At 59.8% G+C, this 24198-nt stretch carries 23 protein-coding genes; 18 read left to right on the top strand and 5 right to left on the bottom strand.

Going from position 1 to position 24198, the window contains the following annotated elements; genetic code table 11:
* Positions 1–55: 55 nt before the first annotated feature.
* A complete protein-coding gene (uraH, locus tag AB4N85_RS03735) occupies positions 56–409 on the bottom strand; it encodes a hydroxyisourate hydrolase (protein WP_041479332.1) in 354 nt (117 codons plus the stop codon).
* A 420-nt stretch (positions 410–829) separates the two neighbouring features.
* Here uraH and puuE point away from each other — a divergent pair, with 420 nt between their 5' ends.
* The 8 genes from puuE (at position 830) to AB4N85_RS03695 (ending at position 8972) form a co-directional block, all read left to right on the top strand.
* Positions 830–1756, top strand: coding sequence for an allantoinase PuuE (gene puuE, locus AB4N85_RS03730; protein ID WP_056784025.1), 927 nt, complete (start codon positions 830–832; stop codon positions 1754–1756).
* On the top strand, positions 1753–2268 hold the full coding sequence (gene uraD, locus AB4N85_RS03725) for a 2-oxo-4-hydroxy-4-carboxy-5-ureidoimidazoline decarboxylase (RefSeq protein ID WP_016773760.1): 516 nt from the start codon (positions 1753–1755) through the stop codon (positions 2266–2268). Before puuE ends, uraD begins: the two co-directional genes overlap by 4 nt.
* An 87-nt stretch (positions 2269–2355) precedes the next feature.
* Positions 2356–3357, top strand: a complete 1002-nt coding sequence (gene alc, locus AB4N85_RS03720; RefSeq protein ID WP_024012212.1) for an allantoicase — start codon at positions 2356–2358, stop codon at positions 3355–3357.
* Positions 3358–3477: 120 nt separating this feature from the next.
* The gene (locus AB4N85_RS03715) at positions 3478–3981 is read left to right on the top strand and encodes an ureidoglycolate lyase (RefSeq protein ID WP_016773758.1); all 504 of its coding nucleotides are present in this window, start codon (positions 3478–3480) and stop codon (positions 3979–3981) included.
* Positions 3982–4032: 51 nt separating this feature from the next.
* Positions 4033–5346, top strand: coding sequence for a urate hydroxylase PuuD (locus AB4N85_RS03710; protein WP_236169474.1), 1314 nt, complete (start codon positions 4033–4035; stop codon positions 5344–5346).
* Positions 5347–5514: 168 nt separating this feature from the next.
* Positions 5515–6867: a nucleobase:cation symporter-2 family protein gene (locus AB4N85_RS03705; protein WP_252877736.1), complete on the top strand. Its 1353-nt coding sequence runs from the start codon at positions 5515–5517 to the stop codon at positions 6865–6867.
* A gap of 162 nt (positions 6868–7029) precedes the next feature.
* Entirely contained in the window at positions 7030–7815 is a 786-nt protein-coding gene (locus AB4N85_RS03700) for an outer membrane protein OmpK (RefSeq protein ID WP_460067036.1), read from the top strand.
* Between the two features lie 371 nt (positions 7816–8186).
* Positions 8187–8972 (top strand): outer membrane protein OmpK, encoded by a 786-nt coding sequence (locus tag AB4N85_RS03695; protein ID WP_056784020.1) that lies wholly within the window; start codon positions 8187–8189, stop codon positions 8970–8972.
* Positions 8973–9063: 91 nt separating this feature from the next.
* Here the strand turns inward: AB4N85_RS03695 and AB4N85_RS03690 are convergent, their stop codons facing one another.
* On the bottom strand, positions 9064–10236 hold the full coding sequence (locus AB4N85_RS03690; protein ID WP_457263875.1) for a patatin-like phospholipase family protein: 1173 nt from the start codon (positions 10234–10236) through the stop codon (positions 9064–9066).
* Positions 10237–10271: 35 nt separating this feature from the next.
* Entirely contained in the window at positions 10272–11204 is a 933-nt protein-coding gene (locus AB4N85_RS03685; protein WP_041479319.1) for a lipid A biosynthesis lauroyl acyltransferase, read from the bottom strand.
* A gap of 117 nt (positions 11205–11321) precedes the next feature.
* On the opposite strand from AB4N85_RS03685, the gene minC reads away from it, so the two are divergent.
* From minC to AB4N85_RS03640, 9 genes are all read left to right on the top strand, one after another.
* Positions 11322–12059: a septum site-determining protein MinC gene (gene minC, locus AB4N85_RS03680; RefSeq protein ID WP_041479318.1), complete on the top strand. Its 738-nt coding sequence runs from the start codon at positions 11322–11324 to the stop codon at positions 12057–12059.
* 169 nt (positions 12060–12228) lie between these two features.
* The gene (gene minD, locus AB4N85_RS03675; protein WP_056784017.1) at positions 12229–13041 is read left to right on the top strand and encodes a septum site-determining protein MinD; all 813 of its coding nucleotides are present in this window, start codon (positions 12229–12231) and stop codon (positions 13039–13041) included.
* The gene (gene minE, locus AB4N85_RS03670) at positions 13041–13295 is read left to right on the top strand and encodes a cell division topological specificity factor MinE (protein ID WP_003223146.1); all 255 of its coding nucleotides are present in this window, start codon (positions 13041–13043) and stop codon (positions 13293–13295) included. The genes minD and minE overlap by 1 nt, the downstream gene beginning before the upstream one ends.
* Positions 13296–13464: 169 nt before the next feature.
* Positions 13465–14100, top strand: a complete 636-nt coding sequence (locus AB4N85_RS03665) for an RluA family pseudouridine synthase (protein ID WP_024012204.1) — start codon at positions 13465–13467, stop codon at positions 14098–14100.
* A 152-nt stretch (positions 14101–14252) separates the two neighbouring features.
* Positions 14253–15095 carry a protein kinase family protein gene (locus AB4N85_RS03660; RefSeq protein ID WP_252869052.1) on the top strand — a complete coding sequence of 281 codons (843 nt, stop codon included), beginning with the start codon at positions 14253–14255 and terminating at the stop codon, positions 15093–15095.
* A 114-nt stretch (positions 15096–15209) separates the two neighbouring features.
* Entirely contained in the window at positions 15210–16283 is a 1074-nt protein-coding gene (locus AB4N85_RS03655; protein WP_460068316.1) for a hypothetical protein, read from the top strand.
* 78 nt (positions 16284–16361) lie between these two features.
* Positions 16362–17651 (top strand): M18 family aminopeptidase, encoded by a 1290-nt coding sequence (locus AB4N85_RS03650; RefSeq protein ID WP_016773748.1) that lies wholly within the window; start codon positions 16362–16364, stop codon positions 17649–17651.
* Between the two features lie 232 nt (positions 17652–17883).
* Entirely contained in the window at positions 17884–18060 is a 177-nt protein-coding gene (locus AB4N85_RS03645) for a hypothetical protein (RefSeq protein WP_016773747.1), read from the top strand.
* Positions 18061–18134: 74 nt separating this feature from the next.
* Positions 18135–20291, top strand: a complete 2157-nt coding sequence (locus tag AB4N85_RS03640; RefSeq protein ID WP_252869050.1) for a mechanosensitive ion channel family protein — start codon at positions 18135–18137, stop codon at positions 20289–20291.
* Positions 20292–20338: 47 nt separating this feature from the next.
* Here AB4N85_RS03640 and AB4N85_RS03635 read toward each other — a convergent pair whose 3' ends face one another.
* Together AB4N85_RS03635 and AB4N85_RS03630 are read right to left on the bottom strand one after the other, a co-directional pair.
* Positions 20339–20593 carry a bacteriocin immunity protein gene (locus tag AB4N85_RS03635; protein ID WP_076566779.1) on the bottom strand — a complete coding sequence of 85 codons (255 nt, stop codon included), beginning with the start codon at positions 20591–20593 and terminating at the stop codon, positions 20339–20341.
* Positions 20593–22503, bottom strand: a complete 1911-nt coding sequence (locus AB4N85_RS03630; protein ID WP_252869049.1) for an S-type pyocin domain-containing protein — start codon at positions 22501–22503, stop codon at positions 20593–20595. The genes AB4N85_RS03635 and AB4N85_RS03630 overlap by 1 nt, the downstream gene beginning before the upstream one ends.
* 304 nt (positions 22504–22807) lie before the next feature.
* Here AB4N85_RS03630 and AB4N85_RS03625 point away from each other — a divergent pair, with 304 nt between their 5' ends.
* Positions 22808–24142: an amidohydrolase gene (locus AB4N85_RS03625; protein WP_252869048.1), complete on the top strand. Its 1335-nt coding sequence runs from the start codon at positions 22808–22810 to the stop codon at positions 24140–24142.
* Positions 24143–24198: the final 56 nt, after the last annotated feature.

Raw genomic sequence — 24198 nt, 5'->3', positions numbered from 1 at the left:
AGACCAAAGAAGCTATATGCGCAGTCGCTTCCCGGTGGGGGCAGCTGCTTGGGGGTCAGCTGCCCCGATACGTGGAATAGCTGTAAGGCGAAATCAGCAGGGGCACGTGATAGTGCTCCTGCTCGGCGGAGATGCCGAAACGCAGCACCACCACGTCCAGGAAGGCCGGCTCGGGCAGTTGCACGCCCCGGGCGCGGTAGTAATCGCCGGCATGGAACTGCACCTGATAAACCCCGGTGCGGTAATCATCGCCTTGCAGCAACGGCGCATCGACCCGGCCATCGCTGTTGGTTGTCGCACTGGCGACCAATTCCAGGTGCGAACCTTCAACGCGGTACAGCTCGACCTTGATCGAACTGCCCGGGCAACCGTGTGCAGCGTCCAAAACGTGTGTTGTCAAACGTCCCATTGATTCTGCGCGCCCGGCCGCAACAAGCGGTCAGACCTCGCGCCTCCCGAAGTCAGTTGAAAAGGAGACCGCACCGTTTCGGAGCACGAAACGCTGCGGCGAGCGACTAATTAAGACACTTTTCAAAAAAATTGTACACAATAAAAACGACATTTTTCGCCTCACCCCCGCCATCCGGGCCTTTATCGCCAATCTGTAGCCAAAGCGCCTGATCATTGAACCTTCTATTCATTAGCTGACTGGTCAGGCAGGTTTCTTGCAGGCCGGAACCATTAACAGCAAAAGATGACAGCCGGTGAAAAATGCGAAAATTCAGGCTTACAAAATGTAAATAAAGTTGTATACAATCAGCCCATCGCTGTGACGCCAGCCTGCCAGGCCGCCACACCAATCTGTCAACGTACAAGAAGGAAGACTGCAGTGAGCGCTGACTACCCACGCGACCTGATCGGTTACGGCAGTAACCCTCCTCACCCACACTGGCCGGGCAATGCCCGGATCGCCCTGTCCTTCGTGCTCAATTACGAAGAAGGTGGCGAGCGCAATGTTCTGCACGGCGACAAGGAATCCGAAGCCTTCCTGTCGGAAATGGTCGCTGCCCAGCCGCTGCAGGGCGCGCGCAACATGAGCATGGAATCGCTTTACGAGTATGGCAGCCGTGCCGGCGTCTGGCGCATTTTGAAGCTGTTCAAGGAATTCGATATTCCGCTGACCATCTTCGCCGTGGCCATGGCCGCCCAGCGTCACCCGGACGTGATCCGTGCGATGGTCGAGGCCGGCCACGAAATCTGCAGCCACGGCTACCGCTGGATCGACTACCAGTACATGGACGAAGCGCAGGAACGCGAGCACATGCTCGAAGCGATCCGCATCCTCACCGAACTGACCGGCGAGCGTCCGCTGGGCTGGTACACCGGCCGTACCGGGCCGAATACCCGTCGCCTGGTCATGGAAGAAGGCGGTTTCCTCTACGACTGCGACACCTACGACGACGACCTGCCCTACTGGGAACCGAACAACCCGACCGGCAAGCCGCATCTGGTGATCCCCTACACCCTCGACACCAACGACATGCGCTTCACGCAAGTGCAGGGTTTCAACAAGGGTGACGATTTCTTCGAATACCTCAAAGACGCGTTCGACGTGCTCTACGCCGAAGGTGCCGAGGCGCCGAAAATGCTCTCGATCGGTCTGCACTGCCGCCTGATCGGCCGTCCTGGTCGCCTCGCTTCGCTAAAGCGCTTTATCGAATACGCCAAAAGTCATGAACAGGTGTGGTTCAGCCGTCGCGTCGACATCGCGCGTCACTGGCAAGAAACCCACCCGTACCAAGGGACTGCAAAATGAGCCGCTTTCAAACCCTGCAACCGTCGACCCTGAGCCGCGACGCTTTCGTCAAAGCCTTCGCCGACATCTACGAACATTCGCCATGGGTGGCCGAAAAGGCCTACGACCTCGGTGCGGACGCTTCGATCGACGAGATCGAAACCCTGCACCAGCGCATGAGCGATATCCTGTTGAGCGCCGATCATGCCAGCCAGCTGGCCCTGATCAACGCTCACCCGGACTTGGCCGGCAAAGCTGCCGTCCAGGGCCAACTGACCGAAGCCAGCACCAATGAACAGGCTGGCGCCGGTATTCACCAATGCACGGCCGAAGAGTTCCAGCGCTTCACCGAGCTGAACGACGCCTACAAAGCCAAGTTCAAGTTTCCCTTCATCATGGCGGTAAAAGGCAGCAACCGGCATCAGATCCTCGCGGCGTTCGAAACGCGCATCAACAATTCGGTGGAAGCCGAGTTCAAATGCGCGCTGGCGGAGATCAACAAGATTGCCCTGTTCCGTTTACTGACTCTTTAGCAAGCCTGGCCCGAGCGTGAATGAACGCGCAAACGCCCAGGGCCCTGCGAGCATCCCCAGCCAACTTATCAAAGGCAGACAAGAAGAATGAAAGCTTACGCCGTACCTTTCGAAAAATACGTCAACCTGGCCGACGCCCGTCTGGGCACCAAGATCATTTCGGTCACCGATGACTGGTTCGCAGACGCCAATCGTCTGTTCCAACCGACCCCGGCCGTATGGAAGGAGGGCGTGTTCGATGACAACGGCAAGTGGATGGACGGCTGGGAGTCGCGCCGCAAGCGCTTCGAAGGTTTCGACAGCGCGGTGATCCGTCTGGGCGTACCGGGCTCGATCAAAGGCGTGGACATCGACACTTCATTCTTCACCGGCAACTACCCGCCATCGGCCTCGCTGGAAGCGTGCTTCCTGGCCTCGGGCGAGCCGGATGAAAACACCCAGTGGACCGAAGTGCTGTCGGCCGTCGAGTTGCAGGGCAACAGCCACCACTACCACGAAATCAGCAACGACAAAGCGTTCAGCCACCTGCGCTTCAACATCTACCCGGACGGCGGTGTGGCCCGTCTGCGCGTGTACGGCATTCCGTTCCGCGACTGGTCCGCTGTGGGCGACAACGAGCAGGTCGATCTGGCCGCAGCCCTTAACGGTGGCCGCGCCCTCGCCTGCTCCGACGAACACTTCGGCCGCATGAGCAACATCCTCAACCCGGGCCGTGGCATCAACATGGGCGACGGCTGGGAAACCGCGCGTCGTCGCACGCCGGGCAATGACTGGGTGATCGTCGCCCTGGGTCATCCGGGCGAGATCGAAAAAATCGTCGTCGACACCCTGCACTTCAAAGGCAACTACCCGGACACCTGCTCGATCCAGGGCGCGTTCGTCAAGGGCGGCACCGACAGCCAGATCGAAACCCAGTCGCTGTTCTGGCGCGAACTGCTACCAAGCCAGAAGCTGGAAATGCACGCCGAACACACCTTCGTCGAGCAGATCAAGGCACTCGGCCCGATCACCCACATCCGCCTGAACGTGTTCCCGGATGGTGGCGTGAGTCGCCTGCGTGTATTGGGCAAGGTCGCTAAACAAGGTTGAACCCAATCGCTGGCAAGCCAGCTCCCACAGGTTTTGTGAACGCCACAGTCCACTGTGGGAGCGGGCTTGCCCGCGATGGCGATAGATCTAACAACACAGAATCCGGATAAGAAGAACAGCATGCGCACATTGACGATTGAACCGCTGACCAAAGAAGCCTTCGCCCCTTTCGGTGACGTGATCGAAACCGACGGCAGCGATCACTTCATGATCAACAACGGTTCGACCATGCGCTTCCACAAACTGGCGACGGTCGAAACCGCGACGCCTGAGGACAACGCGATCATCAGCATTTTCCGCGCCGACGCGCAGGACATGCCGCTGACCGTTTGCATGCTGGAACGCCATCCGCTGGGCAGCCAGGCTTTCATACCGCTGCTCGGCAACCCCTTTCTGATCGTGGTCGCGCCAGTTGGCGATGAACCTGTATCAGGCTTGGTCCGCGCCTTCGTCACCAACGGCAGGCAGGGCATTAATTACCATCGCGGCGTTTGGCACCACCCGGTGCTGACGATCGAAAAGCGGGATGACTTCCTGGTGGTTGATCGCAGTGGCACAGGCAATAACTGCGATGAGCATTTTTTCAAAGAGGATGAGCGGTTGATCCTCGCCCCCCACCAATAAGAGAAGGTCTGATCACTCGACAACAAGAGTGACAGGCGAGAGGTAAAGACTGTGGAAGCACATCTGTTGGAATGGCTGAACCTGAGCGTGCGCTGGGTTCACATGATCACTGGCGTGGCCTGGATCGGCGCGTCGTTCTACTTCGTCTGGCTGGAGAACAACCTCAACCGCGTCAACCCGAAAACCGGTCTGGCCGGTGATCTGTGGGCGATCCACGGCGGCGGCATCTACCACCTGGAAAAATACAAACTGGCCCCACCGTCCATGCCGGACAACCTGCACTGGTTCAAGTGGGAAGCCTACTTCACCTGGATGTCGGGGATCGCGCTGCTGTGCGTGGTGTTCTACTCCAATCCGGTGCTCTACCTCGTGGCACCGGGCAGTGGCCTCAGCGGTCCTGAAGGCGTGGCCATCGGTATCGGCTCGCTGATCGTCGGCTGGTTTGTCTACGACTTCCTCTGCGATTCGGCCCTGGGCAAGAAACCCGCCCTGCTCGGCTTCATCCTGTTCGTGCTGATCATTGCCGCCGCCTATGGCTTCAGCAAAGTGTTCAGCGGTCGGGGTGCGTACCTGCACGTCGGCGCGATCATCGGCACCATCATGGTCGGCAACGTGTTCCGCATCATCATGCCGGCGCAACGGGCACTGGTCGCGGCGATTGCCGAGAACCGCACGCCGGATCCGGCCCTGCCGGCCAAGGGTCTGCTGCGTTCGCGTCACAACAACTACTTCACCCTGCCAGTGCTGTTCATCATGATCAGCAACCACTTCCCGAGCACTTACGGCAGCCAGTACAACTGGTTGATCCTCGCCGGGATCGCGGTGTTGGCGGTATTGGTGCGTCACTACTTCAACACCCGTCACGACAGCCACAAGTTTGCCTGGACCCTGCCGGTGGCAGCGGTGGGCATGATCTGCCTGGCCTACGTCACTGGCCCGGCGCCGATGTCGAGCGCACCTGAAGTGGCCAAGGCACCGGCGAAAATCGAGTACCAACCGCTGCCGGAAACGGCACTGGGCGGTGGCGCGAAACCGGCCGAAGCGGCGCAACCTGCGGCACCCGCAGCCCCTGCGGCGGCACCCGCGCAAGCCTCGAATGCCGGCCCCGGTTTCGACAAGGTGCACAACGTGATTCAAGAGCGTTGCACGGTGTGCCATTCGTCCAAGCCGACCAGCCCGTTGTTCAGCGCAGCCCCGGCCGGTGTGATGTTCGACACCCCCGAGCAGATCCGCCAGAACGCCGCGCGCATTCAGGCGCAAGCCATCACCACGCAGATCATGCCACTGGGCAACATCACCCAGATGACCCAGCAGGAACGTGACCTGATCGGTGCCTGGATTGCCCAGGGAGCACAAACCAATTAATCGTTAAAAGCATCGCTGGCAAGCCAGCTCCCACAGGGTTTTGCATAGCCTGTGTGGGAGCGGGCTTGCCCGCGAATGGCCGCTCCGCGGTCTGCCTGATGCAAAGAAACAGCTGCAAGCAACCCGGCAGCTGTTAATCACAAGAATAAAAAAGATCCGAGGTGTTGCATGTCCGAGCTGTCCAAAGCGCGCATCCCCGACGCACCCGCCATTCAGCGTTTGCCCCTTTTGCAACTGATCCTGGTCGGTCTGCAACATGTTCTGCTGATGTACGGCGGTGCCATCGCGGTGCCGCTGATCATTGGACAGGCCGCTGGCCTGAGTCGTGAAGAAATCGCCTTCCTGATCAACGCCGACCTGCTGGTCGCCGGCATCGCCACCATCGTGCAGTCGCTCGGCATCGGCCCGATGGGCATTCGCATGCCGGTGATGATGGGCGCCAGTTTCGCTGCGGTCGGCAGCATGGTGGCCATGGCCGGCATGCCCGGCATCGGTCTGCAAGGGATCTTCGGTGCGACGATAGCTGCCGGTTTCTTCGGCATGCTGATCGCGCCGTTCATGTCCAAGGTCGTGCGTTTCTTCCCGCCACTGGTGACCGGCACGGTCATCACCTCGATCGGTTTATCGCTGTTCCCCGTGGCCGTGAACTGGGCCGGTGGCGGTGTCGACGCCGCGCAATTCGGTTCGCCGATTTATCTGGCCATCGCTGCGCTGGTGCTGGCGACCATTCTGCTGGTTCATCGCTTCATGCGCGGATTCTGGGTCAATATTTCGGTGCTGATCGGCATGTGCCTGGGCTATGTACTGTGCGGCGTGATCGGCATGGTCGACCTCAGCGGCATGGCCAGCGCACCGTGGATTCAGTTCGTCACCCCACTGCATTTCGGCATGCCGAAATTCGAGCTGGCACCGATTCTGTCGATGTGTCTGGTGGTGGTGATCATCTTCGTCGAGTCCACCGGGATGTTTCTCGCGCTGGGCAAGATCACCGGCCAGGAAGTCTGCCCGCGCATGCTCCGTCGTGGCTTGTTGTGCGATGCCGGCGCGTCGTTCTTCGCCGGTTTCTTCAACACCTTCACCCACTCCTCGTTCGCGCAGAACATCGGCCTGGTGCAGATGACCGGCGTGCGCTGCCGTTCGGTGACCATCGTTGCCGGTGGCCTGCTGATCGTCCTCAGCTTGTTGCCGAAAGCGGCGTTTCTGGTGGCATCGATTCCACCGGCGGTGCTGGGCGGCGCGGCGATTGCGATGTTCGGCATGGTCGCGGCCACTGGCATCAAGATCCTCCAAGAGGCCGACATCGGTGACCGCCGCAATCAGTTGCTGGTCGCGGTAAGCATCGGCATGGGCCTGATCCCGGTGGTGCGTCCGGAATTCTTCGCCCACTTGCCCATGTGGATGAGCCCGATCACCCACAGCGGCATCGCCATGGCCACCCTCAGCGCGCTGACCCTGAACCTGCTGTTCAACATCCTCGGCGGCAAGGAGCGTACGGCGATCAACGATTGCCATGCGCACTGATTGAAACCACCACACCACCTGTGGGAGCGAGCCTGCTCGCGAAAGCGCTGTGTCATTCAACATTGATGGCGACTGACACAACCGCTTCGCGAGCAGGCTCGCTCCCACAGGGACTACGCAACTGCTTGTGCCTCAAACAATAAAAACAACAGGGAGCAACAGATGATCCGCACGCAAAGCAACGTTCTGTTGAGTGGCGGCCTGCTGGCCGCGAGTCAGGCCATGGCCGGCGATCTGCTGCTGTGGCAGAGCAACAGCCTCAGCTATCTGTACGGCAAGAATTTCGCGATCAACCCCTCGTATCAGCAGACGGTCACCTTCGAGCACGCCGACAAGTGGAAGTACGGCGACAACTTTCTGTTCGTCGACAAGATCTTCTACAACGGCAAGGAAGACCCGAACAAAGGGCCGCATACTTTCTACGGCGAGTTCACCCCGCGCTTTTCCTTCGGCAAGATCCTCGACCGCAAGATCGAGTTCGGCCCGATCAAGGATGTGCTGTTGTCGATGACCTACGAGTACGGCGAAGGCGAAAGCGAGGCCTATCTGATCGGCCCCGGCTTCGACCTGAAAGTGCCCGGCTTCAACTACGTCACCCTGAACATTTTCCGCCGCCAGACCGAAGGCCCGCGGCCCGGCGATGGTGTCTGGCAGATCACCCCCGCATGGTCCTACAGCTTTCCGTTGGGCAATTCCGATGTGCTGATCGACGGCTACCTCGACTGGGTCGTCGACAACGACGAAAACTCGCGCGGCACCTACCACGCCAACCTGCACATCAATCCGCAGATCAAATACGACCTCGGCAAAGCCATGGGCTGGAACCAGAAACAGCTGTACGTCGGCACCGAGTACAGCTACTGGAAGAACAAATACGGCATCGAAAACAGCCACGCGTTCGATACCAACCAGAACACCGCCAGCCTGCTGCTGAAGGTGCACTTCTGAGATGGCCCGCAACCGTGCGCCATGCCTGCCGTCGGTGCTCTGTTGCGGGGCACTTGAGCGTTGGCCGAGGAGTCAGTATTCTCCGCGGCCTTCCGAATTCGCTCTAAAAAAAAGCCTGAATTCAATTTCTGACCGAAAAGCCAACTTATCCCGGCTGCGGTCAGTCCTGAGGCATCCCGAAAACACGCTCGTCGACTGTTTTTCAGCAGCCGAACGGGCGTTTTTTGGTTTTTCAAAAGCCTTGGCGCAGCTTTTGCTACCAGCATTCAAAGCTGACCGATCGGATGAAATTTGCGGTACGAAAAAAGGCGCCACATCAGAGCGCCGATCTTAAAAAAATAACGTGGAACACCTACTTTGGGAGCAACCGAATGAAACGTATGTGCACCAGCCTGATGCTGGCCGGATCGATGTTCGCCGGCGGCCAGGCGATGGCCGAAGGCCTGCTGCAGTGGCAGAACAACAGCCTGACCTACCTGTATGGCAAGGACTTCCAGGTCAACCCGCGCATTCAGCAGACCGTGACCTTCGAGCACGCCGATGCCTGGAAGTATGGGGACAACTTCCTGTTCATCGACAAGATCTTCTACAACGGCAAGGATGATGGCGGCGTCGGCTCCAACACCTACTACGGCGAGCTCAGCCCGCGCCTGTCATTCGGCAAGATCTTCGATCAGAAACTGGCCTTTGGTCCGGTGACTGACGTGCTGCTGGCCATGACCTACGAGTTCGGTGAAGGCGATACCGAGTCGTACCTGATCGGTCCGGGCTTCGACCTGGCGATTCCGGGCTTCGATTACTTCCAGCTGAACTTCTACCAGCGTCACACCCAGGGCGCACGCGCCGGTGACAATGTCTGGCAGATCACCCCGGTGTGGTCCTACACCATCCCGGTGGGCAAATCGAACATCCTCATCGACGGTTTCATGGACTGGGTGGTCGACAACGACTCCAATTCCAAGGGCGACTACCACGCCAACCTGCACTTCAACCCGCAGGTCAAATACGACCTGGGCAAGGCGCTGAATTTCGGCGAGAAGCAGTTGTATGTCGGTGTCGAGTACGACTACTGGTCGGACAAGTACGGGATCAAGGACAGCCAGTACTTCAAGACCGATCAGAGCACCACGAGCTTCCTGGTCAAGTTCCACTTCTGACCCTAAAAGCTTCGCGAGCAGGCTCGCTCCCACATTCAGACCGAGTTCCAATGTGGGAGCGAGCCTGCTCGCGAAGGCCTCACCGCAGATTTCAGGCGGGAACTACGGCTTCGGAAATCCGCAAAAACCGGCACAGCTCCTCACGCTTGGCCAACGCATCCCGCCGCCCCAACTCGATCAACTCGCTGCAATACCCCGCCTCGAACAGCAGGTAACTGAGCACCCCCGCCCCGCTCGTCTTCGTCGCGCCCGGCCCGCGCAGAAACAGGCGCAACGCCGCTGGCAGCTCCTGGCGATGCCGCGCGGCGATTTCGTCGATCGGCTGACTTGGGGCAATCACCAGCACCTCCACCGGCGCCACACCCAGTGCACGAGTGGGTGTGCCGGCCGGGAGCAAATGACTGAACTGATTCAGACGCTGCAGCAACTCGATATCGCTTTCCAGGCTGTCGATAAACGTGCTGTTGAGCATGTGCCCGCCGATCTGCGCCAGCGTCGGTTGCTGGCCGCTGTAGGCGCGCTCCAGCGGCTGCTGCGGATCAACGCCGCGCGGGTTGCCGCTGACGCCCACCACCAGCACGCGACTGGCACCCAGATGCAGCGCCGGGCTGATCGGCGCCGACTGGCGTACTGCGCCGTCACCGAAATATTCCTCGCCGATTTTCACCGGCGCGAACAACAGCGGGATCGCCGAACTGGCCAACAGGTGATCGACCGACAATTGCGTCGGCACGCCAATGCGGCGGTGCCGCAGCCAGGCGTCGATGGTGCCGCCGCCCTGATAGAACGTCACCGCTTGCCCCGACTCGTAGCCGAACGCGGTCACCGCCACCGCATGCAATTGCTTGCGCGCGATGGATTCGGCGATGCCGGGCAGGTGCAGTTTTTCCTCGAGCAGTTCGCGCAGCGGCGAACTGTTGAGCAGCGCCACCGGCATCTGTCGACCGAGACCGAGCAGGCTGTGGCTGACGAAGCGGCTGGCTTGATGGATGACTCCAGGCCAGTCGCTGCGCAACACGCGGTGGCTGCGAAAGCCCTGCCAGAACTGGGTCAGGCGTTCGATGGCGGCGCGAAAATCCGTGGCGCCACTGGCCAGGCTGACCGCATTGATCGCCCCGGCCGAGGTGCCGACGATCACCGGAAACGGATTGTCCGCACCGACCGGCAGCAACTCGGCAATCGCCGCCAGCACCCCGACCTGATAAGCCGCCCGAGCCCCGCCGCCGGAAAGAATCAAACCTGTGACCGGTTCAGCAGGACTCATCGCAACACTCCACAGTGCTTGTCAGTACGGGTGAATCAACGACGCTTGGGATAAAGCTTCGGCTCGCCCGGTGGGCGACTCTTGAAGCGCCGATGCGCCCACAGATACTGCTCGGGGCAGGCACGCAAAGCACTCTCGACCCACTGATTGATGCGGATGCAATCGGCCTCCTCGCTCTCGCCGGGGAAGTCTTCCAGCGGCGGATGGATCACCAGGCGATAACCACTGCCGTCGGCCAGACGTTCCTGAGTGAACGGCACCACCAGCGCTTTGCCCAGCCGTGCAAACTTGGTCGTCGCAGTGACGGTGGCGGCCTGAATGCCGAACAGCGGCACGAAGATGCTCTGCTTGGCGCCGTAATCCTGATCCGGCGCATACCAGATCGCCCGCCCCGAGCGCAGCAGTTTGAGCATGCCGCGCACGTCATCGCGCTCCACCGCCAGCGAATCGAGATTGTGCCGCTCGCGGCCACGGCGCTGGACGAAGTCGAACAAGGGGTTTTTGTGTTCGCGGTACATGCCGTCGATGGTGTGCTGCTGGCCGAGCAGCGCCGCACCGATTTCCAGGGTGGTGAAATGCGCGGCCATGAGGATCACGCCTTTGCCTTCGCGCTGGGCTTTCTGCAGATGTTCAAGGCCTTCGACGTGGGCCAGTTTCGCCAGACGCTCGCGCGACCACCACCAGCTCATCGCCATCTCGAAGAAGGCGATGCCGGTAGAGGCGAAGTTTTCCTTGAGCAGGCGTTTGCGCTCAGCGGCGGATTTTTCCGGGAAGCACAACTCAAGATTGCGCCGGGCGATGGTTCGCCGGTCGCTGGCGACGCGATACATCAACGCGCCCAAAACTCGACCGATGGTCAGCAGCGCCGGATACGGCAACTGCACGATCAGCCACAAAAGCCCCAGGCCGCACCAGAGCGGCCAGAAGCGCGGAGCAAGATATGCTTTTCGAAAACGCGGGCGATCCATTAAAGCTTCCGTAAATACAGTGGCCGCGCATTCTACATCGTTCGACCCGGCTTGCGGCTCGCGGGCGTTCTCGTTATAAGTCTCGGCACTTTTAGTGACAAGCCGTTGTATGCCGACATGAGCCAAACCGACCCGTTAGACCAAGATCCCGTATTCCAGCTCAAGGGCAGCATGCTGGCCATCACTGTGCTGGAACTGGCCCGTAACGACCTCGAAAGCCTCGATCGGCAATTGGCCGCCAAAGTCGCCCAGGCGCCGAATTTTTTCAGCAATGCACCGCTGGTTCTGGCGCTGGACAAACTGCCGCCGAACCAGGGCGCGGTTGACCTGCCGGGGCTGATGCGCGTCTGCCGTCAGCACGGTCTGCGTACCCTGGCCATTCGTGCCAGCCGCATCGAAGACATCGCCGCCGCCATCGCCATCGACATCCCCGTGCTACCGCCCTCCGGCGCCCGCGAGCGTCCGCTGGAGACGCCGGAAGCCGAAGTCAAAAAGAAGCCGGAAAAGCCACCTGAGCCGACCGTCAAACCGACCCGAGTAATCACCACGCCAGTACGTGGTGGCCAGCAGATATATGCCCAGGGTGGCGATCTGGTCGTGGTCTCATCGGTCAGTCCGGGGGCGGAACTTCTCGCCGATGGCAACATCCATGTATACGGCCCGATGCGCGGCCGTGCGCTGGCCGGCGTCAAAGGTGACACCAAGGCACGGATTTTCTGTCAGCAATTGAGCGCTGAACTGATCTCCATCGCCGGTCATTACAAGGTCTCCGAGGATTTGCGTCGTGATCCGATGTGGGGCTCGGGCGTCCAGGTCAGCCTGTCAGGCGACGTGTTGAACATCATTCGGCTTTAACGGATACTGCCGCATTTTCCAAGCATCTCTAAAACGTAGCGAAAACGGCTCAAACGAAGTAGGAAAAAGGCTCAAAGCCAAATTCCAGCCAAGGCTGTCCGACTGCAGTAGTTTTCAAGAGATGTTTTTCAGGGGCTGAACAGTCCTTCTTCCTTAGGGGTGAAACACCTTGGCCAAGATTCTCGTGGTTACATCCGGCAAGGGTGGTGTGGGTAAGACCACCACCAGCGCCGCTATCGGTACCGGTCTCGCTCTGCGCGGCCACAAAACAGTGATCGTCGACTTCGACGTGGGCTTGCGTAACCTCGACCTGATCATGGGTTGCGAGCGCCGCGTGGTGTATGACTTCGTCAACGTGGTAAACGGCGAAGCCAACCTGCAACAGGCACTGATCAAAGACAAGCGCCTGGAAAACCTCTACGTGCTGGCGGCCAGCCAGACCCGCGACAAAGACGCGCTGACCGTCGAAGGCGTGGAAAAAGTCCTGATGGAGCTCAAGGAACAATTCGAGTTCGTCGTCTGCGACTCCCCGGCGGGCATCGAGAAAGGTGCGCACCTGGCCATGTATTTCGCCGATGAAGCGATCGTCGTGACCAACCCGGAAGTCTCCTCGGTACGTGACTCGGACCGCATGCTCGGCCTGCTGGCGAGCAAATCGCGCCGTGCCGAACGTGGCGAAGAGCCGATCAAGGAACACCTGCTGATCACCCGCTACCACCCGGAGCGTGTCGAGAAGGGCGAGATGCTTGGCGTTGAAGACGTCAAGGAGATCCTCTCGGTGACCCTGCTCGGCGTCATCCCGGAATCCCAGGCGGTGCTCAAGGCTTCCAACCAGGGCGTGCCGGTGATTCTCGACGACCAGAGCGATGCCGGTCAGGCTTACAGCGATACCGTCGACCGCCTGCTGGGCAAAGAAAAAGCCCACCGATTCCTCGATGTCGAGAAGAAGGGATTCTTCGAGCGCCTGTTTGGAGGTAGGTAATGAACCTTTTTGACTTCTTTCGTGCCAACAAAAAGCCAAGTACCGCCTCGGTAGCGAAAGAGCGTCTACAGATCATCGTGGCGCATGAGCGCGGCCAGCGCAGCACGCCGGATTACCTGCCAGCCTTGCAGAAGGAACTGGTCGACGTGATCCGCAAGTACGTCAACATCGGCAACGACGACGTACATGTTGCACTGGAAAGCCAGGGCAGTTGCTCGATTCTGGAACTCAACATCACCCTGCCCGATCGCTGAGTCGATTTGGCAGTCGCTACGGCGGCTCGGGCTGTTGATGCTCGTGTAGGAGCTGCCGAAGGCTGCGATCTTTTGATCTTCAAAGTCAAAAGATCGCAGCCTTCGGCAGCTCCTACAGAGTTATCAGCAGTCCCGAGCCGCCGTTGGCATTTGTTACGAGGCTGTTTTAATGCCGCTGTCCAACATCCGCATCATCCACGAGGACGCCGCCGTACTGGTGGTCGACAAACCGACCCTGCTGCTCTCGGTGCCCGGTCGCGCTGACGACAACAAGGACTGCCTGATTACCCGCTTGCAGGAAAACGGCTACCCGGAAGCGCGCATCGTTCATCGCCTGGACTGGGAAACCTCCGGGATCATCCTGCTGGCCCGTGACGCCGACACTCATCGCGAACTGTCGCGGCAGTTTCACGATCGCGAAACCGAAAAGGCCTACACCGCTTTGGCCTGGGGTCAGCCGGAGCTGGACAGCGGCAGCATCGATCTGCCCCTGCGCTACGACCCACCGACCAAGCCACGGCATGTCGTCGATCACGAATTCGGCAAACACGCGCTGACCTTCTGGAAGGTGCTGGAACGTTGCGGCGACTGGTGCCGTGTCGAACTGACACCGATTACCGGCCGCTCGCATCAACTGCGCGTGCACATGTTGTCGATCGGCCATCCGCTGCTCGGTGACGGACTCTACGCCCACGAGCAAGCGCTGGCGGCCTGGCCGCGTCTGTGCCTGCACGCGAGCATGCTCAGCTTCACTCATCCGCAGACCGGCGAGCGCCTGCGCTTCGAGTGCCCGGCTCCGTTCTGAACTGCGTGAATACTTTAAAAGCCCTTCGCAATGAAGGGCTTTTTTTGTCCTGCCAAAAATCCACCGGCAATAGATTGACGTAAAGAACTGTCATAAAATTGTAATCAAATATAAAATCATGGCACTTCGATATCAGGCAGGAGGCCTTTCCCGTGTTCTGCAGCAAAACACTTCAATCCGAATACCCGATCGTCTACGCATTCGGTAACACGACCCTGCACTTGAGCGAAGCACCCAGCATCCAGGCACGCCAGGCCCTGGAGCAGCTCATTAAAAAACGCCGCGCGCACAAACTGACCCGAGCCAGCGCACCGTTATCGTCCTGTGAAACACCACTATTTGCCAAGGTCCAGCCATTGGACACGTTCAAGGCAAAGGTGCGGGTGAGCCTGAACAAACCACAACGCAACGGGCGCTTCGACTGGCCTCTCGAAGAGCTGATGAATTCCCTCGAAGCTCAGCGCCGGGGCGTGGAGATGCCTTCACTGAAGGGGTATGGCTATACCCGCAGCAGACTCGGCCTGACCGAGGAGTTCTTCCTGCTGACTCATCTGCTCGAAGGCCATATTGATGGGGCCGAGTGCATCAGACGCAATCCCGAAAACATCGAAGCCTTTATCCTCGACGCGTTTCAACTGCTCAGCTCGCTCGCCAGCAAGAACATCACCCACATGGATTTCTGGGTGGGCAACATCATGGTGCCCGAGCAAACGCACAGGCCACTCAAAGCCATCGACTTTGAAAACTGCTTCGCAGGCCCGACCGCGCACGCAAGTGAAACACTCGGTTTTCAACTCGGCTTCTTCTATCGTCGGGATATCTACAAATTCATCACCGAAGCCGCCTACGATCGCCTGGTAGATCAATACCTCAGTGCATTGCCTGGCTTATCGAGAGACAGGTTCGAGGCTGTCTATCAGTTGAGCAAACATGAGTACGTCGGTCGCAAGCAACGCCGTGAAGTCTTCCTCTCTGGCAGATTGATCACCGGTTGACGCCCTCCCTGGCAACACTTTGAAGCAAGTGTCCGGCCTGCAAATCAGCGGAGCAATACGGTAAACTCGCGCCCCCCGCCGTATGGAGCCGCTTATGCGCGAAGCCTTCCCCCCCTGGAAAAAGTACCGCACCAGCTGCTCTACCTGATCTATGGCGACAAAGACGTTTATCGGCGCGAGGCGAAATTCAGCATCCTCACCGCCCTGGCACAACTGCAGCCAGGTGAATCATTGTGCATCCGAGTCCTGACCGATCGTCCGCAGGACTATGCCGGCTGGCCGGTCGAGACCGTCCCTTTGAGCGAGCAGACCCTGATCCAGTGGCAGGGCGAGAACGGCTACCACCACCGCCGCAAAGCGTGCGCCATTGCACTGGGCCTGACACTCGCCGAAAAAACCCTGTTCGTCGACACCGACACGCTGTTTCTCGATTCGCCGCACCGGCTGTTCAGCATGATCACGCCCGGCCGTTACGTGATGGACCGCTTCGAATATGACTGGAGTTACGTCTGTAACCGGGCGGACTACGAAAAACTCGCGCGCTGCCTGCAAGTCCACGGCATCTCGTCGACGAACAGCTTCAAGCTCTACAACAGCGGCTTGTGCGGCGTCACCGATGGCGATGCAGCGCTGCTGGAGAAATCGGTCCGGCTGATCGATGAGTGGACGCAGGGTTCGTTCGACATCCATACGATCGAACAGATTGCACTGTCTTTTGCCATGCGCGACCAGCCGATCCAGGAAGCGAAGAAATTCATCTATCACTACTTCGCCGACAAGAACTTCTTCCACGCCATGCAGAAACATTTTTTCGCCCGCTATGGCGAGGCCTTCCACCTCGAACTGCCAGCGCTGTGCAACGAGGTTCCGCGCAGCAAACCCGTTCCCTCAACCTGGGAGCGCCTGCGCATCAAGTGGAAGCTGCGCAAAAAGCGCGGCGGCATGAAGAAAGTCGGCCGGGCGTTGCTGTTCGGCAGTGCTGCACCTGCCCATCCGTATTACGAGATCTGCCGTCACGAATGGTGGGAATCGGCGTCGCGGGAAATCCTGCGTTGGGACAGCGTCACGCAAAAGGCCTTCTTCGGCAGCGGCAAGGGCTGGCCGAAGCACCTGCCGAAACCCGCCAGAAAGGATGATCAACAAGCCATCATTGCCTACCTGCGCAAGCGCATCGATCAGCACTCCTGAGCGTGCTTGCGCAAACCACTTGCCCAATGGCGCTGAGTGATGCGTTAAACTGCCGCCCATTGCTGTCTGGAGTTTCTTATGCGCGCAGAGTTGAACCAGGGCCTGATCGACTTTCTCAAGGCCTCCCCTACCCCGTTCCACGCCACCGCCAGCCTCGTTCAGCGTCTGGAGGCCGCCGGTTATGTGCGCCTCGACGAGCGCGAGCCATGGTCCACCGAGGCCAACGGCCGCTATTACGTTACCCGTAACGACTCCTCGATCGTCGCGATCAAAATGGGCCGCAACTCGCCACTGCACGACGGTATCCGTCTGGTCGGCGCGCACACCGACAGCCCGTGTCTGCGGGTCAAGCCGCAACCGGAACTGCAACGTCAGGGCTTCTGGCAACTGGGCGTCGAAGTCTACGGCGGCGCGCTGCTGGCGCCGTGGTTCGACCGCGATCTGTCGCTGGCCGGCCGCGTGACCTTCCGCCGTGACGGCAAGGTCGAGAGTCAGTTGATCGACTTCAAGGCACCCATCGCGATCATTCCCAACCTGGCCATTCACCTCAACCGTGAAGCCAACCAGGGCTGGGCGATCAACGCGCAGACCGAACTGCCGCCGATCCTGGCGCAATTTGCCGGTGACGAGCGCGTCGATTTCCGCGCCGTGCTCACTGATCAACTGGCTCGCGAACACGGCCTGAACGCCGACGTGGTCCTGGATTACGAGCTGAGTTTCTACGACACGCAAAGCGCTGCGGTGATCGGCCTGAACGGCGATTTCATTGCCGGTGCGCGTCTGGACAACCTGCTGTCGTGCTACGCCGGCCTGCAAGCGTTGCTCACCGCCGAAACCGACGAGACCTGCGTGCTGGTCTGTAACGACCACGAAGAAGTCGGCTCGTGCTCGGCGTGCGGTGCCGACGGCCCGATGCTCGAACAGACTCTGCGCCGCCTGCTGCCAGAAGGCGACGAGTTCGTCCGCACCATTCAGAAATCCCTGCTGGTCTCCGCCGACAACGCCCACGGCGTGCATCCCAACTATGCAGACAAGCACGACGCCAATCACGGCCCGAAACTCAACGCCGGCCCGGTGATCAAGGTCAACAGCAACCAGCGCTACGCCACCAATAGCGAAACCGCCGGTTTCTTCCGCCATCTGTGCATGGCCGAAGAAGTCCCGGTGCAAAGCTTCGTGGTGCGCAGCGACATGGGCTGCGGCTCGACGATTGGCCCGATCACCGCCAGCCATCTGGGCGTGCGCACCGTCGACATCGGCCTGCCGACCTTCGCCATGCATTCGATTCGCGAGCTGTGCGGCAGCCATGACCTGGCGCATCTGGTCAAAGTGCTCAGTGCGTTCTATGCCAGTCGCGAATTGCCATAAAGGCTGAAAAGCTTCGCGAGCAGGCTCGCTCCCACAATTGAACTGCATTTCATTGTGGGAGCCAGTCATCTCCCCTTGGAATGCAAATCAACCTGTGGGAGCTAGCCTGCTCGCGAAATCGCCTGTGCAGACAGCAGAATCCTCCCGGCCTGATGCATTCCTGAGCCACATCACACCCCGCCTCGAAAACCCGCCTAGACTGCAAACATCCCCCACAGACAAGGCAGTCTTCATGATCTCGATGTCCTCCTTCCACGCCATGCTCATTCCCATCCTCAGCGGAATGATCCTGCTGGCCATCGGCTTCAACTTCCGCGACAAGAACGCCGGGGTGTTCGCCATGTGGATCGGCATGCTGATGATCCTCGCCACGGTGGTCTACAAGATCCTCGCCAAACTCAACGAATGACCGCGCCCGGCTCGCATTGAGCCAAAGGGCCTCGTACACTCCAGCGCATCCGCCTATCGCGAGGTTGTCTTCTGGTGTTCGCTCGTCTTTTTGCTTTGCCCGGTCTGCTGCTTGTCTGCCTGATGACACTGCTGCCGCTGGCGCCCGCCCAAGCGGTCGGTCTGCCCGGCCTGCTCAACACTTCCAAACCGCAGCCTGAAGCCGTAGAACCTCTTGGCCAGTCACTGGACGAAGTGATCAAGTCGCTGGAAAACGACAAGCAACGCGCGCAGTTGCTCAGCGATCTGAAGAAGCTGCGCGACGCTACGAAAAAAGCGCAGGCCACCCCCGAAGAAGGCGTGCTGGGCCTGATCGGCGGCACCCTCGCCAACTTCGAAAAGCAGTTTTCCGGCGCCGACAGCCCGCTCACCCGCTGGTCCAACGAATTCGATCTGGCCAAGGACGAACTGACCAGCAAGCTGCTGCCGGCCAATGAATGGCTGCCGATCATCTTCGGTTTCGCGGTGATCCTGATGGTCTGGAGCCTGCTCGCCGCCGCGCTGATCTGGCTCAGCCACCGCGTGCGTCTGCGCTTCGGCCTCACCGAAGAACTGCCGCAACACCCCAAGGCCCTCGACATGCTGCGCTTTGCCCTGCGCAAGCTCGGGCCGTGGCTGATCGCGTTGGTAATGACGGTGTACATGAGCTACGTGCTGCCGTCTTCGCTGGGCAAAAGCCTGGCGATGGTGCTGGCCTATGCCTTGGTGGTCGGCACCTGTTTCTCGGCGATCTGCGTGATCGCCTTCTCCCTGCTCGACGGCCCGCATCGCCATCGCGCGCTGTACATCCTGCGTCATCAAGCGTTTCGGCCGCTGTGGCTGATCGGCAGCTTCGCCGCGTTCGGTGAAGCGCTGAGCGATCCGCGCCTGGTCGAGAGCCTGGGCGTACATCTGGCGCACACCGCCGCGACCACGGCCAATGTGCTCGCGGCGCTGTCGACCGGCCTGTTCATTCTGCGATTCCGCCGACCGATCGCGCACCTGATCCGCAACCAACCGCTGTCGCGGCGCCTGACCCGCCGCGCCCTCAGCGACACCATCGAAATCCTCGGCACCTTCTGGTACGTGCCGGCACTGGTGCTGGTCGGCATCTCGCTGTTCGCCACGTTTGTCTCCGCCGGCGACACCAGCACCGCGCTGCGCCAGTCGCTGATCTGCACGGTTCTGCTGGTGCTGTGCATGGTGATCAACGGCCTCGTGCGCCGCCATTCGCTGAAACCGCAGCGCGGGCCGAAACGCCATGCGCTGTACTCGGAACGATTGAAAAACTTCTTCTACACCCTGACGCATTTGCTGGTGTGGCTGATCTTCATCGAACTGGGCCTGCGCGTCTGGGGCCATTCGCTGATCGCGTTCGCCGAAGGCGATGGCCATGACATCAGCGTCAAACTGTTCAGCCTGATCGGCACGCTGATTTTCTCCTGGCTGATCTGGATACTCGCCGACACCGCCGTGCACCACGCCCTCACCCGCTCGCGCAAAGGCCTGGCGAATGCACGGGCGCAGACGATGATGCCGCTGATCCGCAACGTGCTGTTCGTGGCGATTTTCATCATCGCGCTGATCGTAGCGTTGGCGAACATGGGCATGAACGTCACACCGCTGCTGGCCGGTGCCGGCGTGATCGGTCTGGCCATCGGCTTCGGCGCGCAGTCGCTCGTCGCTGACCTGATCACCGGCCTGTTCATCATCATCGAAGACTCGCTGGCCATCGACGACTACGTCGACGTTGGCGGCCACCTCGGCACCGTCGAAGGCCTGACCATCCGCACCGTACGCCTGCGCGATATCGACGGCATCGTCCACACCATCCCGTTCAGCGAAATCAAAAGCATCAAGAACTACTCGCGGGAATTCGGCTACGCGATCTTCCGCGTCGCCGTGCCATACAACATGGAAATCGACGACGCGATCAAACTGATGCGCGACGTCGGCCAGAAGATGCGCAGCGATCCGTTGCAGCGCCGCAATATTTGGTCGCCGCTGGAGATTCAGGGTGTGGAAAGTTTCGAGTCCGGCAGCGCGATTCTGCGCGCACGGTTCAAGACTGCGCCGATCAAGCAGTGGGAAGTTTCCCGGGCGTTCAATTTGTCGCTGAAAAGGCAACTGGATGAGGCGGGGCTGGATCTGGCGACGCCAAGGATGAGTGTGCAGGTGATTACGCCTGGGGTGGAAATCAAAAAGGAAAGCTGAACAGAGATGGCCCCCTATTGGCAGGTAATACCAATAGGGGGCTAGTTTTATCTGGCTTTGAAACCAGGTTTTCCTTCGGCGGCCCGCCACCTTTTGACTTCCGCCACAATATTTTCCGGACCGCTTTTTCCCGATTCTGGGTAGTAGATTAAATCGGAACCCGCTGGATGTTCGCTCAGTCGTTCAAACTCCATTACAGCTGAGGTTTGCCCCTTCTCAGTCGCGTAATCCGATTGGTATATCTTTTGTACGAAATGCAAGAATTGCTCTTCGGACATTTCATTGATCATTAATTTTTTCATTACTCGCCTCCCTTATGAACTGCCAAATGCTGTTTCGGAGTTAGCAACCGCAGGTTGTCAATATCGTACAACTGCCCACCATCCGATAACGATGAGACGTGGTGCAACTCAAACTTCACTCGTTTACCAACCCGATCGCCCGCTTTCACATACGGTGATCGGCCTTTGCTCATTGCACTGAGACTACCTGGATCAAACGACATCGCCAGTTCCGCATCAGCGCTCACCGCTTTCCAGAAAGTCTCCCTGAATGCCCTGAAATCCTTGAAATTCTTGCCTCGCAATTGATCTGCAATTTTTGAGGGAATTGCCGCCCCCTCACCTTGCGTAGCCGCCTCCAGCCATCCACCCGCAACCGGCGCTCCATGACCACTCGCCACCCCTGGATCATTGCGTCGATCCCGGAACATGACGTACTGCGGTGGCAGGCCCGATTCCGACGGGAAGACCAGAATGAAGTCGTCGAAACGAATGCTGCCCCGCCCTGGGTGAGCGTCGATCCGTCCTTCAATCGGCACGAGGTTGCCGCCGATATATCGAGGTGGGGACGGATTCTCGATGGGGAACAGCGTTGAACTGTCTGCCGGCGTTACTGCGGGAGTCCAGACCGCGGTTGTCGGCGGGATGTCAGTGAGCGTCGCGCTGTAAGTGTTGTTCCCCGCGTTGAAATCAGCTGCAACCACGCGAACGCCGGAAGGCCGTTTTGTCCCCGCTACCGGAACGACAAGCAGTTCGGCGAGAGAGCCCGTCAGCGGCCGGGCGCTCAAACGTACCGGCAGATTCAGTCGTGCTCTTTCGCTTGCCAGCCTGTCCAGATCAGGCAGTTGACCGGGCAGCAGATCTGCCAGTGGGAGGCTGAGCAGAAAGCGTTCAGGCAATTCCCCATTGCCCAACACCGGGGAGTAGACAAACGCACTCACCCCCACCATCAGCCCGGACGCCGCGCCGGCAGCCACCTCCGATAAACCGGCCACCGCCGCGCGAATCGAAGCGGCAAAACCCGCCATCAGGTTGTCTGCAATCGCGACCGCACCAGCGGACGTCGCAAATACCAGTTGGGCGTGGCTGGTATTGCCCTGAAAGCGCAACAGGCTACTGTGCCCACCGGAGGTGTCCTGCCGGCGCTTTTCCTCAGCAACCCTGCGTGCTTCGGCCTCAGCCTCAAGCGCTGCCTGTTCCTCGGCACGCTTGCGCTCTAGTGCCTCAGCCGCCAGACGGGCCTGTTCCTCTTCGAGCCGCCTGATTTCATCGGCCGCGGCCTGCCGCGCCAGCTCCTCCGCCTGCCGCCGCGCCTGCTCCTGAGCGACGCGGACCTGTTCCTGTGCAACCTGCCTGGCGTATTCCGCCGCCAACCGCGCCTGCTCCTGAGCGATCCGCTCGGCTTCCTGCGCTTGCACCACGGCAATCATGCCCTTGACCGTGGCCGACTGGCTGTTCAACACGCCAATGCCTTCAACCAGTAACTTGGCGTTGAACAGAGCGCTATAAGCCTGCCGTACGCTGACGCTGGCGCTTCGCCGATTGACTTGCGGTAAGCGGCCTCCGTTGAAAAAGGTTTCAACCTGGGCGTGGCCGAAACGTTCGATGGCCACGTCCTTGGCCACCAAAAGCGCACCAAACTTCCTGGCGATCAGGGAATCCCTGAATTGCATCTCCCGCGCCAGCGCATCCAAAGGCGGCAAGACACTTTGATCACCTGCCGCCCGCGCTTCTGCAAGTTCATTTTCAATGACCTGAGCAATATTCCTGGAAGTATCTTTATAGATACTTTCCATATCGAGTATTTCACCCAGCGGCGCAAAGTTAATGCCTGGTCCCGAGCCGTCCCCTGCACCTAAATAATGTAAATATTCATCTTGTTTATCCGGACGCACAACAATCGGCGGAAGCGTTATTCCATTACGCTGCATTTATAAGTCCTCCATGGACAATAGTTTTGTCGCACTGACTCGTTACCCTCAAACAGCCAATAACGTGACCGGCACCTGGAGAAATTTATGGAAATAGATGTTGTGCGGTGCGGTACATGGTTATCGCCCGCGTTTTATCTGTCACGCCGGACGGAACTGATAAAGCGGTAGGAGTTTTCGCTGATAACTTATGCTCAAACGTAAATCTGTCGGAGCGCATAGCGCTTTCCGGACCCGATCGCACTTGCGTGCAAAGCCTTTGTCACAGGCAAGGAAGCCAACAACAATAATCAAGGAGAAGCCCATGCAACTGACGCGTATTGCCCAGACCCTTTTGCTCACCCTGGTCGCCAGCCACGCCAGCGCCGCGACGATGGACAGCGCTCGCACGCGCATCGCCGAGCAGGCGCAGAAGCTCGAACCGGAGCTGCTGGAAACCCGCCGCGACCTTCACGCTCATCCGGAGCTCGGCAACACCGAAAAACGCACCGCTGAACTGGTCGCCAAACAGCTGCAAGCCATGGGCCTGGAAGTGAAAACCGGCGTCGCGCGCACCGGCGTGGTCGCCATTCTCAAAGGCGCCCTGCCCGGCCCGACCGTGGCCCTGCGCGCCGACATGGACGCGCTGCCGGTCAAGGAAATCTCCGACTTGCCGTTCGCTTCGAAAGCCAAAGGCACGTATCTCGACAAGGAAGTCGACGTCATGCACGCCTGCGGCCACGACGCCCACACCGCCATCCTGCTCAGCGCAGCGAAAATTCTGACGGGCATGCGCGACACCCTGCCCGGCACCGTGGTGTTCTACTTCCAGCCCGCCGAGGAAGGCCCGAGCGATTTCATTCCCGACGGCAAAAACACCTGGGGCGCGAAGATGATGGTCGAGGAAGGCGTAATGAAATCGCCGAAACCAGACGCAGTGTTCGGGCTGCACGTCTGGGCCGGCGTCCCCGCCGGCCAGATCGCCTACCGCCCCGGCCCGACCCTGGCCAGCTCCGACGACCTGCGCATCAAGATCCACGGCAAACAAACCCACGCCGGCCGCCCCTGGGACGGCATCGATCCGATCACCGTCGGCGCGCAAACCATCGTCGGCCTGCAAACCGTGGTGAGCCGCCGCACCGACATTTCCTCTTACCCGTCGGTGGTCAGCATCGGCACCATCAACGGCGGCACCCGCTACAACATCATCCCCGAATCACTCGACATGACCGGCACCATCCGCTCCTACGACTACGGCATCCGCCAGAAACTGCACAGCGACGTACGCCAGACCATCGAGAAAATCGCCGAAAGCGGCGGCGCCAAAGCCGACGTCACCATCATCGAAAAATACGACCCGACGATTAACAACCCTGCACTAACCGAGAAAATGCTGCCGACATTGAAGTGGGCGGCCAAGGATGATGTGGTGCAGGGACCGCTGGTGGGTGGGGCGGAAGATTTCTCGTTCTTCGCCAAGGAAGCGCCGGGACTGTTTGTGTTTCTTGGAGTGACCCCGCGGGACCAGGACATGAGCAAAGCCGCGCCGAATCACAATCCGGGGTTCTTTGTGGATGAGTCGGCGCTGGTGGTTGGGGTGAGGACACTGGCGTCGTTGGCGACGGATTATCTGTATGGGAATGCGGCGGTGGGCAAGTAGGAAGGGGTGACTGTGGGGGCGCTTTCGCGAGCAGACTCGCTCCCACAGGGATTAAG

The sequence above is a fragment of the Pseudomonas sp. H1_G08 genome (assembly GCF_054681355.1).
Note: the sequence above shows the minus strand (reverse complement) of the source record. Positions and strands in the feature narration are given on the sequence as shown.